Below are 17,087 nucleotides of genomic sequence, written 5' to 3'. Positions count from 1 at the left end.
GGGGGGCAGCATGGGGACTTCTCCCCATTTACTCTCTATGGGGTCGTCGTGTTTGAATATCCCGGTGCCGGGTGACCGGTTCTGAGGTACGTGGCGTCTAAAAAGTGTCGTGACAATGTGAAGACGAGGAACGTGTGAGGCTGTTCGAGGCATTGCGCCGCCGCAAGGCGACAGCAGCGTCGGTGGCGACCGTCACGGTGTTCTCGCTCGCCGTCACCACGATGGCGTTCCTCTATCAGGGCATCACCACGGCCGACGTCGAACTCAACGACGGCGGTGTGTGGGTCACCAAGCCCTCAGGGCTGCTCGTGGGGCACCTCAACTATCAGGCCCAGCTGCTCGACGGCGGCCTCAAGATGACGTCGAGCGATTTCGACATCCTGCAGCACAACGAGACGATCATCACCGTCGACCACGCCACCGGATCGCTGGCGCCCATCGACCCCGTGTCGGTGACGCTCGGCAATGCCGTGGCCCTGCCGGCCGAGTCCTCCGTGACCATGGGCGGCAACACGCTCGCGGTCATCGACAAGACCGGCGACCTCTTCACCACCCGCGCCAGCGATGTCGCCAACTTCCTTCCCGACCCCGACAAGCCGCTGCTGACCCTCGGCTCGGGCGCGGAGGCCACGGTGGATGTCGATGGCGGGGTCCACGCTTTGTCGCCGAGCTCGGGTGAGATGGTCACCATCCCTCTCGATGAAGACGGCGTGCCGCTCGAGCCGGTGAAGAACGGATTCCCCGAGACCGAAGACGACGCTGCCCTCACCATGACGACCGTCGGCGACGACGCCGTCGTGTTCGACTCGGCGAACGGCATCGCCTATCTGCCGGGCGGCAAGAAGGTCGACGTCGCCGACTCGACCGGAGGCGTGCTGCAGGAGACGGGGCCGGCATCCGACGCTGTGCTCATCGCCACCGACACCTCCCTGATCCGCCAGCCGCTCGATGGGGGTACGGCCACCGCCACCTCGGCCGGAAAGCCCGGAAAACCGGCGGCACCCGTGTACCTCGCCGGTTGCGCCTATGCGGCGTGGGCCGTCTCGAACGCCTATCTGCGCGATTGCGCCGGCGACGACAAAGACGTCGAGACCACCATCGACGGCCTCACTTCGCAGGCCCAGCTCGTCTTCCGCGTCAACCGCAACGTGGTCGTGCTCAACGACCTCACCTCGGGTGCCGTCTGGCTCGTCAACCAGGACATGAAGAAGGTCGAGAACTGGGACGACATCGTTCCTCCGCCGGACGAGACGAAGACCGACGAGGAGGACGACAGCACCGAGGAGGAGCTGCAGGTCATCCTGCCCGAGCGCAGCGAGATCAATAATCCGCCCATCGCCGAAGACGATCAGCTCGGCGTGCGGGCCGGCCGCACCATCGTGCTCCCGGTGCTCGACAACGACTCCGACCCCGACGGCGACGTGCTCACCGCCACGCTCAAGGGCCCACAACCGTCGATCGGCGAGGTTCAGCCCATCCTCGGGGGCGTCGCGATGCAGATCATCGTCGACCCCGACGCATCCGGCACCGGCACGTTCACCTACACGGCCGATGACGGTCGCGGTGGCACAGACGATGCAACCGTGACCCTCACGGTCAAGGCTCCCGGCACCAACGAGGCGCCGGTTCAGAAGCGCGTGCCGAAGGTGCTCTGCGAGGTGGCATCGACCTGCTCCTACAACGTGCTGCCCGACTGGATCGACCCTGACGGCGACGACATGTTCGTGCGCTCCGCCACGGCGGACGGCGCCAATCAGGTGCAGTTCCGGGCCGATGGCGAGCTCACGTTCACCGCCCTCGACCCGGATCCGGGTCGCAAGATCGTGACGATCGTCGTCTCCGACGGCGTGACCGACACCGAGGGCACTGTCGCCTTCGAGGTGCGCGAGTCCGGAACCCTCGTTCCCGTCACCAACGGCGACCACGTGGTGACGCGTGCAGGCCAGCAGGTCACCGTGTCGCCGATGGCGAACGACTATGCCCCCAGCGGGGCTCCGCTGCGCCTGGCGAAGGTCAACCCGGCTCCCGGCGCAACGATCACGCCCGACTACACGACGGGGACCTTCGATTTCACGGCCGCGGCTCCCGGCGACTACTACGTGCAGTACCTCGTGACGGACGGCCCGAAGTCGGCCCCAGGGATCGTGCGTGTCACGGTCGTGGGCGACACCTCGGCTGACCAGCCCCCGATCGCCGTTCGCGACGTCGCGCTGCTCACCAAAGGTCGCTCGGTGCTGACCGACGTGCTCGCCAACGACTTCGACCCCGCCGGCGGCATTCTCGCCGTGCAATCGGTTCAGGTTCCCGAGGGGCTCGGTGTGAGCGTCGAGGTGCTCGAGCACCAGGTGCTGCGCATCACCGACACCGGCATCTCAGAGCCCACCAGCATCAGTTACACCGTGACCAACGGCGTCAAGTCGGCCAAGGGCGAGGTCTTCATCGTTCCGATCCCTGCCCCCGAGAGACTGCTGCCGCCGGTGGCCACCGACGACACGGTCACCGTGAGGGCCGGCGACGTCGCGACGATTCCCGTGCTCGACAACGACTACTCGCCCAACGGCGACACGATCACCTTGGCGCCGGCGCTCATCGCTCCCCTGATCGACCCCGCCGACGGAGACATGTTCGTGGCGCAGAACACGCTGCGGTTCAAGGCGGGCCCCGTGGCCAAGACCGTCTACGCCACCTACGAGGTCGTCGACAGCCAGGGGCAGCGCGACGCGGGCTACGTGACCATTCAGATCGTCGGCAACGACGACGGCGCCAACTCGCCGCCCCGGCCGCGCGACGTCACGGTGCGCGCTCTCGAGGGCACGACCGTGCGCATCCCGATCCCCCTCGACGGCATCGACCCCGACGGCGACTCCGTCGAGCTCGTGGGCCAAGACGACGCGCCCGCCAAGGGCCGCATCAGCGAGGTCGGACAGTCATGGCTGGTGTACGAGGCGTACCCGACCTCCGTCGGAACAGATGTGTTCACCTATACCGTGCGCGATCGCAAGGGCGCCGAGGCGTCGGCCACGATCCTCGTGGGCATCGTTCCCTCGTCGAGCGCGAACCAGCGCCCGTACGCGGTCAAAGACACTGTCTCGGTGCGGCCCGGTCGAACGGTGGCGGTCGACGTTCTCGCGAATGACTCCGACCCCGACGGCGACCCGATCGCCATCCAGAAGAACGGCCTCGAGGTGCCCGAGGGCATGACGGGCGAGATCGATCGCGGGCGGGTCACCGTGACCGCGCCGAAGACTCCGGGCGACTACCCGGTGCAGTACACGATCGTCGACCAGTACGGGGCGACGGCCGTCGGTCAGCTTCTCGTTTCGGTGAGCCCGGATGCGACGCTCCAGCCGCCCATCGCCCGTGACGATCTGGTGCAGGTCGCCGACGTGGTGGGTCGCACGACCACCGACATCGACGTGAAAAAGAATGACGACGACCCCGATGGCACGATCGATGCCCTCGATGTGTCGGTCACGAGCGGCACGGCGACGGTTCGCGGCAATGGCCAGCTGCGCATTCCGCTCACCCCCGAGTCGCAGATCATCACGTACACCGTGACCGATGTCGACGGACAGAAGGCCTCGGCGTTCGTGTTCGTTCCGGGGCTCGAGAGCGCGCATCCCGCGCTCAAGGCGGGAACCAAGCCGATCGTCGTGAACAGCGGCGAGACCATCAGCATCCCGCTCTCCGACTACGTCGTCACCGGCAACGGTGAGGCCGCCCGCATCACGCAGGCCGACAAGGTCGCTGTGTCGCACGGCAACGGGGCGAACCTCGTGACCGACGCGACCACCCTCAGCTACACCTCGGCCGACGGCTACTACGGGCCTGACGCGTTGAGCTTCGAGGTCACCGACGGCACGGGGCCCGACGATCCCGAAGGCAAGAAGTCCACCCTCGTCATTCCCATCACCGTCGTCTCGACGACCAACGTGTCGCCGACCATGAACAACGGCGCCGTCAACGTGGAGCCGGGCGGCGACGAAAAGGAGCTCAACCTGCGCACGCTGTCGCGTGACCCCGATGAGGGCGATCTCGAGAAGCTGTCGTACAAGGTCGTCGGAGAACTCCCGCAGGGCCTCGAGGTCACGGCCGACAAGCAGACGCTCAAGGTGAAGGCCGCTGGCAATGCGCCCAAGGGTGACTCGCCGATTCAGATCGAGGTCACCGACGGGCAGAGCAAGCCGGGCACGGGAACCGTCGTGGTGACGGTGGTCACCTCGACGAGGCCGAAGCCGAGCGCGACCGACGACGTGGTGCCCCAGGCCAACCAGGGCGAGACCCGCCAGGTCGACGTGCTGTCGAACGACTTCAATCCCTACCCCGAGAACCCGCTCAAGATCCTCGATGCGGTCGTCGAGACCGGCGAGGGCGGCCGGGCGACCCCGGCGGGCAGTGGCGTCGATGTGACCCCCGGGCCCGACTTCGTGGGAACGATGGTGGTGCGCTACCGCATCGCCGACTCGACCGGCGACCCCGACCGCGAGGCAGACGGTCGCATCCGCCTGACCGTTCAGGGCAAGCCAGACGCGCCGGCCACACCGAGCGTCACGAGCATCCAGGACCGCACCGTGGTGCTGTCGTGGACACCGCCCGTGAACAACGGCGCACCCATCACGTCGTACACCGTCACGAGCCCGCAGGGGTACTCGAAGCAGTGCGCCTCGACCACTTGCACGCTCGACGGCCTCACCAACGACGTCGAGTACACCTTCACCGTCACGGCGACGAACAGCGTCGGCGAGTCGGACCCGTCGCCCTCGTCGGCCGTCGCCCGACCGGATGCCCGCCCCGACCGCCCGGCCGCGCCGACGCTGGTCTTCGGTGACAAGAGCATGACGGTCAACTGGGTCACGCCATCCACCCCCGGCTCTGCGGTCACGTCGTACAACCTCGAGATCTCGCCGGCCCCGGCACGTGGTGCAGTGCAGAAGACAGGCGTGACGGGCAACTCCGTGGTCTGGGAAGGCCTGGAGAACGGAACCGCCTATCAGGTGCGAGTGCAGGCGGTGAACCGCGCGCCCGATCCCAGCGACTGGAGTTCGTACTCGGCAACGGAGATTCCGGCCGGTAAGCCCACGGCCCCCGGCGCTCCCACGACCACGCCGTCGACGGCGGTCGGCGGCCAGGCGCAGATCGCGGTGTCGTGGAACGAGCCGTTCGCGAATGGTGACAAGATCGCCAGCTACACGCTCGAGACGCTGAAGGCCGGCTCCGTTGTGAACACGCTGCCCGGAATCACGGGTACGAGCGCGAACGTGACGGTCAGCGTCGACACCACGGACTACACGTTCAGGGTCTCGGCGCTCAACAAGGCGGGCGCCTCCGATCCGAGCCCGCAGTCGGCCCCTCGCCGCGCCGCAATCGCGCCGGGTGCCCCCTCGAGCGTGAACATCACGCCGGCGGATAGAAGCGTCAATGTCACCTTCGGTGACGCCGCAGGCAACGGTTCGACGCAGGACGAGTTGACGTACCGCTACCGCGTGAACCAGACCGGAGCCGAGGGCACCATCGCGCGCGGCGGAGGAACTATCGGCGGTCTCGCCAACGGCACGTCGTACACGGTCAATGTCTGGGCCACGTCGAACATCGAGGGTGTGCAGCCTGGAGCAGAGACCGGCTCGAACGCGGCCGTTCCCTTCGGGAAGCCGAACCAGCCCGGCGCGAGTGCCAGCCCGAACGACACGACCGTGACACTCAACTGGAGCACCCCCGCAGAGAACGGGCGTCCGATCGTCGAGACGGCGATTGCCATCGACAACGGCGACTTCACCCCTGTTGCTGCGTCGGGCAGCCGGACAGTGGGAGGCGGCTACTCCGAGTATCACAAGATCACTGTGCGCATCACGGACTCCGAGGGGCAGCAGGCCGTCAACTCCGCAGATGCAACGAGTCGGGCGAAGCCCGAACGCAAGGTGTTCGTCGAGCGCGGCTCCGCCTGCGATGCTCAGGACGGCGCGGGAATTAAAGACTGCTACTACCTGAGAGTCGTCGTCGAGAACTTCGACCGCCCGGCGGGCTCGGTCTCGTGCACATGGACGTCATCGAAGGGCAACTACACCACCAGCGTGCCCACCCCGAACGGCTCGAAGCAGGCCAGCTGGTTCTCGCAGGACACGCCAGGAAACGCTGACTACTCCCTCGAGGGCAACGCCCCGAAGGTCGACTGCGATGGCGTCAAGGGCGTCGCTCGACGATGATCAGAAAAGCTTCCTCCTCATCCACTACGAGAAAGACACCACGTTGACAATGACACCCGAGCAGGCGACCTGGTTCGCCGGCACCTTCGACCGCCTCGTCGCCAACGTGGGGCTGGCCGTGTTGGGCAAGCCCCACGTCATCAGGCTCTCGATCATGGCGATGATCGCCGAGGGCCATGTGCTGCTCGAGGACGCCCCGGGAACAGGTAAGACCTCCCTGGCCAAGGCCATCGCGGCCACCGTGCAGGGATCGCATCAGCGCATCCAGTTCACGCCCGATCTGCTGCCCTCCGACGTCACCGGTGTCACGATCTACGACCAGAAGACCGGCGCGTTCGAGTTCCACCGCGGACCGGTCTTCGCGAGCATCGTGCTCGCCGACGAGATCAACCGCGCCAGCCCGAAAACGCAGTCGGCTCTGCTCGAGGTCATGGAGGAGTCGCGGGTGACCGTCGACGGTCAGGTGCACGAGGTCGGCCGCCCCTTCCTCGTGATCGCCACGCAGAACCCCATCGAGCAGGCGGGAACGTACAAACTGCCCGAGGCCCAGCTCGACCGCTTCTTGATCAAGACGTCGATCGGCTACCCCGACCTCGCCAGCGCGGAGAAGATCCTCGCCGGCTCGGCCAATCGCAATCCCTCGTCGGCACTCAGTGCCGTGATCACGACCTCTGCGGTCGCCGACATGGCCGACCTCGCGGCGACCGTGCACGTCGACAGCGCGATCCTGCGTTACACCGCGCAGCTGGCCGAAGAGACGCGTAATGCGCCCGAGAGCCGCGTCGGCGTCTCGGTTCGCGGAGCCATGGCACTCGTCCGCGCCGCCAAGGTGTGGGCCGCGGCCCAGGGCCGGCACTTCGTGCTGCCCGACGACATCCGCGAGCTCGCCGGCCCTGTCTGGACCCACCGTTTCGTGCTCGACCCCGAGGCCGAGTTCCAGGGAACGACGGCCGAGAAGGTCCTCGCGCGCGTGCTCAGCGACGTCGCGGCGCCGCAGGCGAGGCAACCCGCCGCATGACCGTGACCGGGGAGAAGAAGGCCTCCCCGATGGCATCGATCGGCCCTCGGCTGGCGAGCGCATCGGGCGCGGTGCGCACGAGCGCGCCCGCGCGCTGGGTCACGGGCACCGGATGGCCGCGAACGGTCGGCGGCGGTCGTGCGGCCTGGGGGGTCATCTCCCCCGTGCTCACCACGGTGTCGGGCTTCGGCTGGGCCGTCCTCGCATTCTCGCTTGTGTTTCTCTTCGTCGGGCTCGAGTTCGGGTGGCGCGAGTTCCTGGTCGTCGGCTGTGTCGGACTGGCCGCGGTCGTGATCGCCATCGGTTTCGCCCTGGGCCGCTCGGCCTACGCGGTGCGTCTCGACCTGGCCAGCGAGCGCGTCGTCGTCGGTGAACGCGCGGTGGGCCGCATCACGGTGTCGAACACCTCGCAGCGCACTCTGTTGCCTGCGCGCATCGAACTCCCCGTCGGCGCGTCCCTCGCCGGCTTCCCGCTTCCTCGCCTCGCCCCGGGTCAGGAGCACGACGACCTGTTCGGAATCCCCACCCAACGTCGCCAGGTCATCACCGTCGGGCCCGTGCGTTCCGTGCGCGGAGACCCCCTGGGCCTCATGCGTCGCGAGCTGCGCTGGACCGATGCCGTGGACCTCTTCGTGCACCCCCGAACGGTGCGTCTCGAGGGTTCGGCTTCGGGCTTCATCAAAGACCTCGAGGGTCTCGCCAGCCGCGACCTGTCGAACAACGACGTGTCGTTCCACGCCCTGCGTGAATACGTTCCGGGAGACGACCGCCGCTACATCCACTGGAAGACGACGGCGCGCACCGGAACCCTCATGGTGCGCCAGTTCGAAGAGACGCGGCGCTCCCACCTCGCCCTCGCCCTCTCGACCAACACGGCCGACTACGGCAGCGACGACGAGTTCGAACTGGCCGTGTCTGCGTGCGGCTCCCTCGGCATCCAGGCGCTCATGGAAGAGCGCGACGTGACCGTGATGGTGCAGGGAGCGACCTTGCACTCCGAGACAGGGCGGCGACTGCTCGACGACCTCTCGGCCATCGAGGAGTCAGAGAAGCGCGACAGCATCGTGCAGCTGTCGAAGGTGGCCGGGCAGACGGTTCCGGATGCCTCGGTGGCGGTTCTGCTGTTCGGCGGCCCGGTCACCCCCACCCAGCTTCAGGCCGCCTCGGTGCACCTGCCGCTCGGCGTGCGCGTCGTCGGAGTGAGCTGCCAGCCCGGACACGAGCCGATGAGACGGCAGATCGGCGATATGACTCTGCTCACGATCGGCGACCTCGGCCAGCTGCCGGCCGCCCTCAGACGGGTGAACAACTGATGAGCGCACAGACCCCCGCCCCCGCCCGACGCGGTCGTACCGCCCAGCAGATCGGCCGCCGTTCGGCTCTCGACACGGTCATCGACTGCGCCGCCATCGGGGCGCTTCTGGTGGTCGCCGTCGTCGGATTCGGCCCCGCGTTCGGCGGAACCGGCTACCTCGTCGCGGGCCTCGGCGGCCTCGTGCTGGGTCTCGCGATCGCTCTGCTCGGCGCCCGTCTGCGCGCCAACATCCTGATGCTCTCGGCCGCGACCCTGCTGGTCTACATGATCTTCGGCGGACCGCTCGCCGTGCCGACGACGACGCTGCTCGGCGTCGTTCCCAGCCTCGAGACGATCCGGGCGCTGGTTCTCGGCGTGGTCTTCTCGTGGAAGGACGTGCTGACCCTCGAGACGCCCGTGGGGGCCTTCGCCTCGGTGCTGATCGTTCCCTACCTGGCCACGCTCGTGGCATCCGTTCTCGCGTTCAGCTTCGCGCTGCGTCTGCGCCGCGCCGCCTGGGCGCTGCTGCCGGCCGGCGTGCTGTTCGTGGTCGCCATCGCCTTCGGCACACGCGATACGGCCGCGCCGATCGTGCAGGGTCTCGTCTTCGCCGGCATCGCCCTCGCCTGGTGGGCCTGGCGCCGCAGCCAGGATCGCGCTCGCCGCATCGCCGCGACCACGCTCGACAGTTCCGCGGGCGCGCAGGCTCCGGATGCGGGCCTCGCCCGCACGCGGCTGGCGCTCGGCGCCGGGCTGCTCGTCGTGGCCCTGGGAGTGGGGCTCGCGACCGGCGGACTCCTGGCCCCGGTCAGCGCCCGCGAGGTGCTGCGCGACGCCATCGTTCCGCCGCTAGACCTTCATGACTATCCCAGCCCGCTCGTGGGCTTCCGCAAGTACGTGCGCGACGAAAAAGAAGACGTCCTGTTCACGGTCAAAGGCCTCCCCGACGGAGCACGGGTGCGACTCGCGACGCTCGACGCCTACGACGGCGTCGTCTACAACGTGGCGGGCGACGGAACGGCCGGCTCCGGCACGTTCACGCGCGTGAGCGGCGACATTCCGAACGACGTGAAGGGCGACAAGGCGACCCTCGATGTCACCATCGGCGATCTGACCGGAGTGTGGATCCCCGATGCCGGCTATCTCGACTCGTTCCGCTTCACCGGCGACCGCGCCGACGAACTCGCGAACAGCCTGCACTACAACCGCACCACCGGGGTGGCGATCTCGACCCTCGGGTTGGACAAGGGCGACAGCTACTCGATGGATGTGGTGATCCCGAAGGTGCTCACCGAAGAGCAGCTCGAGAGTCATGCGCTGCAGTCGCTCTCGATGCCGAAGGCGGCAGGTGTTCCCGAAGAGGTGCCGACGCTCGCGACCCAGTACATCGGCGATGCGGATCGTCCACTCACCCAGGTGCGCAATCTGGCGACCTCGTTGAGCCAGGAAGGTTTCTTCAGCCACGGTCTCGAGGGCGAGGCCACCTCGCGGGCCGGCCACGGAGCGGAACGCATCTCGGCTCTGCTGGATGCGGACCAGATGATCGGCGACGACGAGCAGTATGCCGTGGCCATGGCGCTGATGGCACGCTCGGCAGGAATGCCCGCGCGCGTCGTGATGGGCTTCTACCCCGACAAGTACGCCGGAGCGAGTGCCGAGCAGCAGATCACGGGAGATCAGTTGCATGCCTGGGTCGAGGTCGCCTTCGACGACGCCGGCTGGGTCGCCTTCGATCCGACGCCCCCGAAAGACCAGGTTCCTCAGGAAGAGGCGCCGAAGCCCAAGTCCGACCCCAAGGCCCAGGTGCTTCAGCCCCCGCCCCCGCCGCAGGAGCCGGCCGACCTTCCTCCGGATCTGCGCACGGACGACACCGATCAAGACGACGAGGCCGACGCGAACCCGATCCTCGTGACCGTGCTGATCGCATCCGGAAGCCTCCTGGGACTGATCATCGTGCTGCTGACGCCCGTCGTGGTGATCGGCGCGCTGAAGACCCGGCGTCGCAAAGCGCGCCAGAACGCCGATCGTCCGGCCGACAGGCTGAGCGGCGGGTGGGACGAGATCGTCGACCGTGCCGACGACCTCGGTACGGCTGTCGGTCGCGGCGTCACGCGTCGCGCCGACGCCGCGGTGATCGCCGAATCGTGGCCGGACCTGCCCGTGGGAGCGGTTGCGGTGCGAGCGGATCACGGTGTCTTCGGCCCCGGCGAGCCGTCGCCCGATGAAGTCGACGCCTTCTGGGCCGAAGTCGACGATATCGTCAAGGGAATGCACGATTCGCGCGGATGGTGGAAACGCCTGCAGGCGCGACTATCGCTGCGTGCGTACATCGGCAGGCGCCTGGAAAGTCGGAGTAGACGAAGGAGGGCACGGTCGTGACGAACCCCGTGCAACAGCAGAACGCAGGGCAGTCGACGCCGTGCGTGCGGTGCGGTTCGCCCGTTCCCCGCAGTTCTCAGTTCTGCCTTGCCTGCGGAACCCCGACCTCGACTCGCAGCCAGGCCGCGGCCTTCGGCGGCCCCGAGGTTCCCGTGCAGGCGGCGTGGCAGCCCACGCCGGTGAACGCCCCGATCCTGCTCAGCACGATCGTGCCCGCCAACTATGGTCGTCGCGTCGTGGCCTTTCTCATCGATGGCGCGTTCGGCGGGGTGCTCACCTCGATCATCGCCCTGCCCATCCTGTGGATCGTGGCCGCCTCTGTCGCTCCCGGCAGCACATTCGAGCTGTCCGGCCTGCCGTCGGCCCTGATCACGCTGGCGGGTGGGATCTACCCGCTCGTCATGCTCGTGCTGCAGGCCTTCACCGGCTTCTCTCTGGGCAAGCGCATCATGGGACTGCGCATCGTCAAGGTCGAGACGCTGATTCGCCCTGGGCTCGGTCGGATGCTGCTGCGCGGCGTGATCGTCGGTGCCTCGAACATCGTGATCGGTATCGGGCCGCTGCTGGTCTACCTATCGCCGCTGTGGGATCCGAGCAAGCGTCTGCGCGGCTGGCACGACCGCATGTCGGGCACCTGGGTGATCGACGTCACCAAGGGCCCCAACCCGCTCGCCAAGAATGCCGGCGAGATCGTCGACGACGTTCCTGCTGTCGTGAAGACCCGGCGACCTGTCGCTGCGCCCGCCGCAATGGCTTCCCCGGCTCCCGTGCCCCAGGCTCCGGTCGTCGAGCCAATCGCCACGACGCCGGATGCGTATTCGTACGCGCCCCCGAGCGCTCCGGCGGCTCCGGCGGCTCCGGCGCCCGCTCCGCAGGCGCCCACCCCTGCTCCCTCTGCCCCCGTGTTCGGGGCGCCGCCCGCCGCGCCGACGAACCCCGACGTTCCGTCGTATCCGTTCCCACCGGCATCCGCTGCGCCTGTCGCACCCGCCGAACCGGCCGCGCCGGCCGCGCCGGCCGCGCCGGCCGCGCCGATCGAGGCGATTCCGAGCTTCGACCCCCTGCCTCCGTTCGGAGGCGAAGACCTCGACGGCACGAAGCTCAGCAACTCCGTGCCCGCGCAGGCTCTGCCGGCCGGAACGGTGACCCTGCTGTTCGACACGGGTGAGAGCTATGTGATCGCCGGACACGGCGTGCTCGGGCGCGATCCCGTGTCTCCCTACGGGGCAGCCGAGGATCAGCTGGTGCAGGTCGCCGGCGACACGCGGTCGATCTCGAAGACCCATCTCGAATTCGAGGTGCAGCCCGGGAGCATCTGGGTGACGGACCGACGATCGACCAACGGCTCCGCCATCCTTCGAGCCGACGGCGTCGAGTCTCCGATCACGCCGGGCCAGCGCATGACCCTGCGCAGCGGCGACCGGGTGCGCATCGGAACGCGCGTCTTCACTCTCACGGTGGCCCCGTGAGTCCGCCGCCGACAATCGGCGTCTCGACGGTCGTGCTGCACTCGGGAGCCGCGACGCACCGCGGGCTCAAGCGGGCGACGAACGAAGACGCCTATCTCGCCTCGTCACCGGTCTTTCTGGTGGCCGACGGCATGGGCGGACACGAGGCGGGCGAGCGGGCGAGCGCGATCGTGGTCGAGTCGTTCGACGGCCTGACGGGGCGACCCACGGTCGACCCCACCGACGTGCGCGCCGCCTTCGACCGCGCGTATCGCTCCATCGCCGAGCTCAGCACGGGCGGCCGCCGCCGCGCGGGCACCACCGTGTCGGGGGTGGCGATCGTCGACAGCGAGGGAACGGCCGTGTGGCTGGTCTTCAACCTCGGCGACTCCCGCACCTACCGACTGAATTCGGGTGTGCTCGAACAGATCAGCATCGACCACTCGGTCGTTCAGGAACTGCTCGACGGCGGGGGAATCAACGCGGCCGAAGCCCTGGTGCATCCCGCCCGCAATGTGATCACCCGTGCGCTCGGCGCGGGCGGCGACTACCGCCCCGACTTCTGGCTCGTGCCCGTCGAACCGGGCGACCGTATGTTCGTGTGCTCCGACGGCATCTCGGGTGAAATCGACACGGAGTCGATCGCCCGAATACTCTCGAGTGAGAAAGATCCTCAGGTGGCGGCCGACAGGCTGGTGCGTGAGGGCATGGCCCGGGGAGGCCACGACAACCTGACGGCGGTCGTGGTCGACGCATCGCTTGCCCAGGCGGCATCCGAACCGGCCTTGCCCGATGACACTATTCCCCGCGGATCCGCCCCAACCGAAGGAGCCGTGCGATGACCCGACTCGACTACCAGCCCGGGCAGTGGCGCGGGGTTGTCGCGCCCGGCGCCGTGGCCCTGTTCCCCTCGACCCTCGACGGACAGATGCTCGAGCGCATCTGGCGCACGCTCGACGACGGACACGGTCTGAGCGGTGTGCTCGAAGCACTGACGGCCGAGTTCGGCACGAACCTCAAAGCGATACCGCCCTTCGCGGTCGCCGTCGCGTCGGGCGCTGAACTGCGAGTCGCCGTGCGCGGTGCGTTCCGCATCGAGGTGAGCGAGCCGGGCGCATCCGAGCCCGTCATCGTGGCTGGAGACGAGGTCACCACGTGGAACGAGCGCGTCGTCGCCCGTGCAGACGGCTTCGTCGTGAGCAGCGACGGCGCCGACGCGTCGGACTGGTTGGCCATCCGCAGCGGGATCGTGCTGTGTCGCGCGGTGTCGTTCCGTATGGACGGCCAGGCCGGGGCAGCCGCGCCGGTCGTCGCTGGAGAGGCGGCTCCTGTCGTGGTTCCTGCGCCCGTGGAGCCAATAGTGCCCGTGCCCGCAGAACGGGTGTTGCCCGCAGAACCGGTCGTGCCGACAGAGACGATCATTCCGCAGGCTGCGCCCGTCGAGGCGCCGGAACCCGACATCGAGGCCGCCTCCGACGCCGACGACACGGACGATGCCGATGACACGGTCGACGACGTCGAGCCGGTCGAGGCGGAGGACTTCGGGCCCACCGTCACGGAACTTCCCGACGACGCGTACGACCACCTCTGGGGCGCGACCGTCGTCAAGTCGGTCGAGCAGGCCGCCGTGCGCCTCGACGACGATGAATCCTCGGACGAGGAGAGTCCTTCCGCGGCGCCCGTCACGCCTACTGCCGCCGCACCTGCGTCACCCGCAGAGCCCCCCGCCGTCGCGTCCTTCACTCCCCCGGAATCGCCGAAGCCCTCGTCGCGAGAGTGGACCGCTCCGCCTCCGACCGGCCTCATCGACCGGGTGCCGGGCTTCGCCGGTGTCGGAGCCGCGGCCACTGACTGGAATGAGCAGTCCACTCCTGCCGCGCCGGCAGCTCCCGCCCCGAGCGAGAGCGACCACGACGGCCTCACCGTGACGGTGTCCGAGCTCGAGGCGATGCGCCGCCTCGAGACGGCCGACGAGGCCGCGACGACGGGAGGACCCGGACGCATCGTGCTCGCGACCGGTGAAGTGATCTCGCTCGACCGCCCCGTGATCGTCGGTCGACGCCCGCGTGCCCAGCGAGTGCAGGGCGATGTGCTGCCTCACCTGGTCACTGTTCCGAGCCCCGAGCAAGACGTGTCGCGCAGCCATCTGGAGGTACGCGTCGAGGGACGCCACGTGCTCGTGGTCGATCTCGACACGACCAACGGCTCCGTGCTGCACCGCGCCGGGACTCCCCCGCTGCGGCTGTCGCCCGGCGAGGCCGTGCTCGTTCTGAACGGCGACATCGTCGACATCGGCGACGGCGTCACACTGCTCTTCGAGGAGCTTCCGTGAATGCGCGTCGACCACCATCGGCTCCGCCCGAGATCCCTGGATTCACGCACGAGCAGTTGCTCGGTTCGGGCGGATTCGCCGACGTGTTCCTCTACGAACAGCGCATGCCGCGTCGTCGCGTCGCCATCAAGGTGCTGCTCAGCGAGGCGCTCACCCCCGGAGCGCGCGAGAACTTCGACGCCGAGGCGAACCTCATGGCGCAGCTCTCGACGCACCCGTCGATCGTCACGATCTATCAGGCCGACATAGCTCAAGACGGCCGGCCCTACCTGGTCATGGAGTACTGCTCGAGGCCGAACCTCGCGGCGCGGTACCGGCGGGAGAAGATCAGCGTTGCCGAGGCGCTGCGCATCGGCATCCAGGTCGCCGGTGCGGTGGAGACCGCCCACCGCGCGGGAATCCTGCACCGCGACATCAAGCCGGCCAATATTCTCACGACGGAATACAACCGCCCCGCGCTGACGGACTTCGGAATCTCCGTGACGATGGTCGGTGGCGGAGACGACGCCGCCGTCGGCATGTCCATTCCCTGGTCGCCTCCAGAGGTGTTCGGGCAGAGCTCGTCGAGTGGCCCCGGCGGAGACATCTACGCGCTGGGCGCCACGGTGTACACGCTTCTCGCAGGGCGGAGCCCCTTCGAAGTCGTCGGCGGAAGCAACGGCGGCCTCGACCTCATCACGCGCATCCAGCAGTCGCCCCTGTCTCGCACCGGCCGCGCCGACGTTCCCGATTCCCTCGAGCAGATCCTCGCCACCTCCATGGCCAAGCGCGAGGAGGACCGCTTCGGGTCGGCACTCGAATTCGCCCGAGCCCTGCAGAAGGTTCAACTCGAACTCAGCCTGTCGGTCACACCGGCTGACGTGCTCGACGACTCGCTTCCGTCGGCCGCCGAAGAAGAGGAAGACGACGGCAACACGCGCATCCGGGGCATTGTCACGATCGACCCCACCGCGCCCGTCGCGGGCACGGCGAACCGCCGCCCCACGCCGCCGCCCTCGGCTGCGGCCCCGCCCGTTCCACCCGTGGGCATCCCGCCCGTGACCTTCAGCCAGCCGAATCGCGCACCCGGGCCGGATGCCGTGGAAGCCACCCAGCGCCGGGGCCAGCTTCCGGTCGCGCCGTACGCACCGGCACCCACGCCCTCGGGTTTCGGGCTCACGTCGCCGCCGGTCGAGCAGACCCAGCATCGCGCCCCGCAGCCCACGGAGTACGCCGCGGAGCCGACCAGCCGCCGGTCGAAGAAGCTCCCCATTCTCATCGGCGCCATCTCCTTGGTCGTGCTGCTCGGCGTGGGCGGCACCATCTTCGCGATCAACGCCGCCGGTGGAAGCCCGGCCGCGGTCAAGACCGAAGACCCCGTCGACCCGATCGACGTGATCCCCGGAGGCACAGTGGCCCCGCCCGTCGATGTGGCGGGCGCTCCCGGTGAGGGCGGCATCGTCTTCACCTGGTCGAACCCCGAGCCCGAGGCCGGCGACGTCTATCAATGGGGACTGCTCGTTCCCGGAACCGAGCCCACCCTCGCGTCGACCACCGACGCGACGGTCACGGTCGTGCCCGCCGAGGGGCAGAAGACCTGTATCGAAGTGAGTGTGCGTCGCAAAGACGGGCGTGCCTCCGAACCAGCGACGGGATGCGCGCCCTGATGACCGATGTCAGTACAACCGAGACGACCACGACCGATGCCAGCGTCGAGTACTGCGGCGAGTGGTTCACGCTCAACAAGAACAAGCCCTTCGACATCGGCCGCGACGCCGACCTCGACATCGACGACAACCAGTATCTGCACCGCCGCTTTCTGCAGATCGCGTACATCGACGGCCTGTGGTGGCTCATCAACGTGGGCTCGCGGCTCTCGGCGTCGATCTCGGATGCGACGGGGTCGATGCAGGCTTGGCTCGCGCCCGGCGCGCGACTTCCCGTGGTCTTCGGACTGACCTCGGTGGTCTTCACCGCCGGCCCCACGACCTACGAGTTCGTGGTGCACACCTCGACGCCGGCCTTCGTCGACTCGAAGCCCGTCTCGTCGAGCGACGGCACCACCACCGTGGGAGCTGTCACCTTCACCCGCTCGCAGTGGCTGCTGATCCTCGCTCTCTCCGAGCCGATGCTCAAGCGCGAGGGAACGGGCACGAGCGAGATTCCGTCGTCGGCGGCGGCGGCCGAGCGGCTCGGTTGGGTGCTGAGCCGGTTCAACCGCAAGCTCGACAACGTCTGCGACAAGTTGAGCCGCCAGGGCGTCGACGGTCTGCGCGGCGGAGTCGGAGCGCTCGCGACGAACCGGCGCGCTCGGCTGGTCGAGTACGCCGTGCTCTCGCGCCTCGTCACCCCGGCCGATCTTCCCGCTCTCGACGACGACACGGCCGACACTCCCCAGGCTCCTGCCGCGACCCCATCGAAGGATGCCCGCTAGTCC

Annotated in this window: 9 protein-coding genes; all 9 read left to right on the top strand. The window is 68.4% G+C overall.

Annotated features, from left to right (window positions below):
* Positions 1-134 precede the first annotated feature (134 nt).
* The 9 genes from ASE64_RS16035 to ASE64_RS15995 are packed head-to-tail and all read left to right on the top strand — an operon-like array spanning position 135 to position 17,084.
* Positions 135-6,200: an Ig-like domain-containing protein gene (locus ASE64_RS16035; protein ID WP_055782838.1), complete on the top strand. Its 6,066-nt coding sequence runs from the start codon at positions 135-137 to the stop codon at positions 6,198-6,200.
* Between the two features lie 43 nt (positions 6,201-6,243).
* A complete protein-coding gene (locus ASE64_RS16030; protein WP_055783213.1) occupies positions 6,244-7,218 on the top strand; it encodes an AAA family ATPase in 975 nt (324 codons plus the stop codon).
* Positions 7,215-8,531, top strand: coding sequence for a DUF58 domain-containing protein (locus tag ASE64_RS16025; protein ID WP_055782835.1), 1,317 nt, complete (start codon positions 7,215-7,217; stop codon positions 8,529-8,531). Before ASE64_RS16030 ends, ASE64_RS16025 begins: the two co-directional genes overlap by 4 nt.
* On the top strand, positions 8,531-10,891 hold the full coding sequence (locus ASE64_RS16020) for a transglutaminase family protein (RefSeq protein ID WP_055782832.1): 2,361 nt from the start codon (positions 8,531-8,533) through the stop codon (positions 10,889-10,891). Before ASE64_RS16025 ends, ASE64_RS16020 begins: the two co-directional genes overlap by 1 nt.
* Entirely contained in the window at positions 10,888-12,360 is a 1,473-nt protein-coding gene (locus ASE64_RS16015; RefSeq protein ID WP_055782829.1) for an RDD family protein, read from the top strand. The genes ASE64_RS16020 and ASE64_RS16015 overlap by 4 nt, the downstream gene beginning before the upstream one ends.
* Positions 12,357-13,181, top strand: coding sequence for a PP2C family protein-serine/threonine phosphatase (locus ASE64_RS16010; RefSeq protein WP_055782826.1), 825 nt, complete (start codon positions 12,357-12,359; stop codon positions 13,179-13,181). The genes ASE64_RS16015 and ASE64_RS16010 overlap by 4 nt, the downstream gene beginning before the upstream one ends.
* Positions 13,178-14,671 (top strand): FHA domain-containing protein, encoded by a 1,494-nt coding sequence (locus tag ASE64_RS16005; RefSeq protein ID WP_055782823.1) that lies wholly within the window; start codon positions 13,178-13,180, stop codon positions 14,669-14,671. Before ASE64_RS16010 ends, ASE64_RS16005 begins: the two co-directional genes overlap by 4 nt.
* Positions 14,668-16,317: a serine/threonine-protein kinase gene (locus ASE64_RS16000; protein ID WP_055782820.1), complete on the top strand. Its 1,650-nt coding sequence runs from the start codon at positions 14,668-14,670 to the stop codon at positions 16,315-16,317. Before ASE64_RS16005 ends, ASE64_RS16000 begins: the two co-directional genes overlap by 4 nt.
* Entirely contained in the window at positions 16,317-17,084 is a 768-nt protein-coding gene (locus tag ASE64_RS15995) for a hypothetical protein (protein WP_055783210.1), read from the top strand. Before ASE64_RS16000 ends, ASE64_RS15995 begins: the two co-directional genes overlap by 1 nt.
* Positions 17,085-17,087: the final 3 nt, after the last annotated feature.

Origin of the sequence: Agreia sp. Leaf210 (assembly GCF_001421485.1) — a bacterium.
GTDB lineage: Bacteria > Actinomycetota > Actinomycetes > Actinomycetales > Microbacteriaceae > Agreia.
This window is presented reverse-complemented; position numbering and strand designations above follow the sequence as displayed.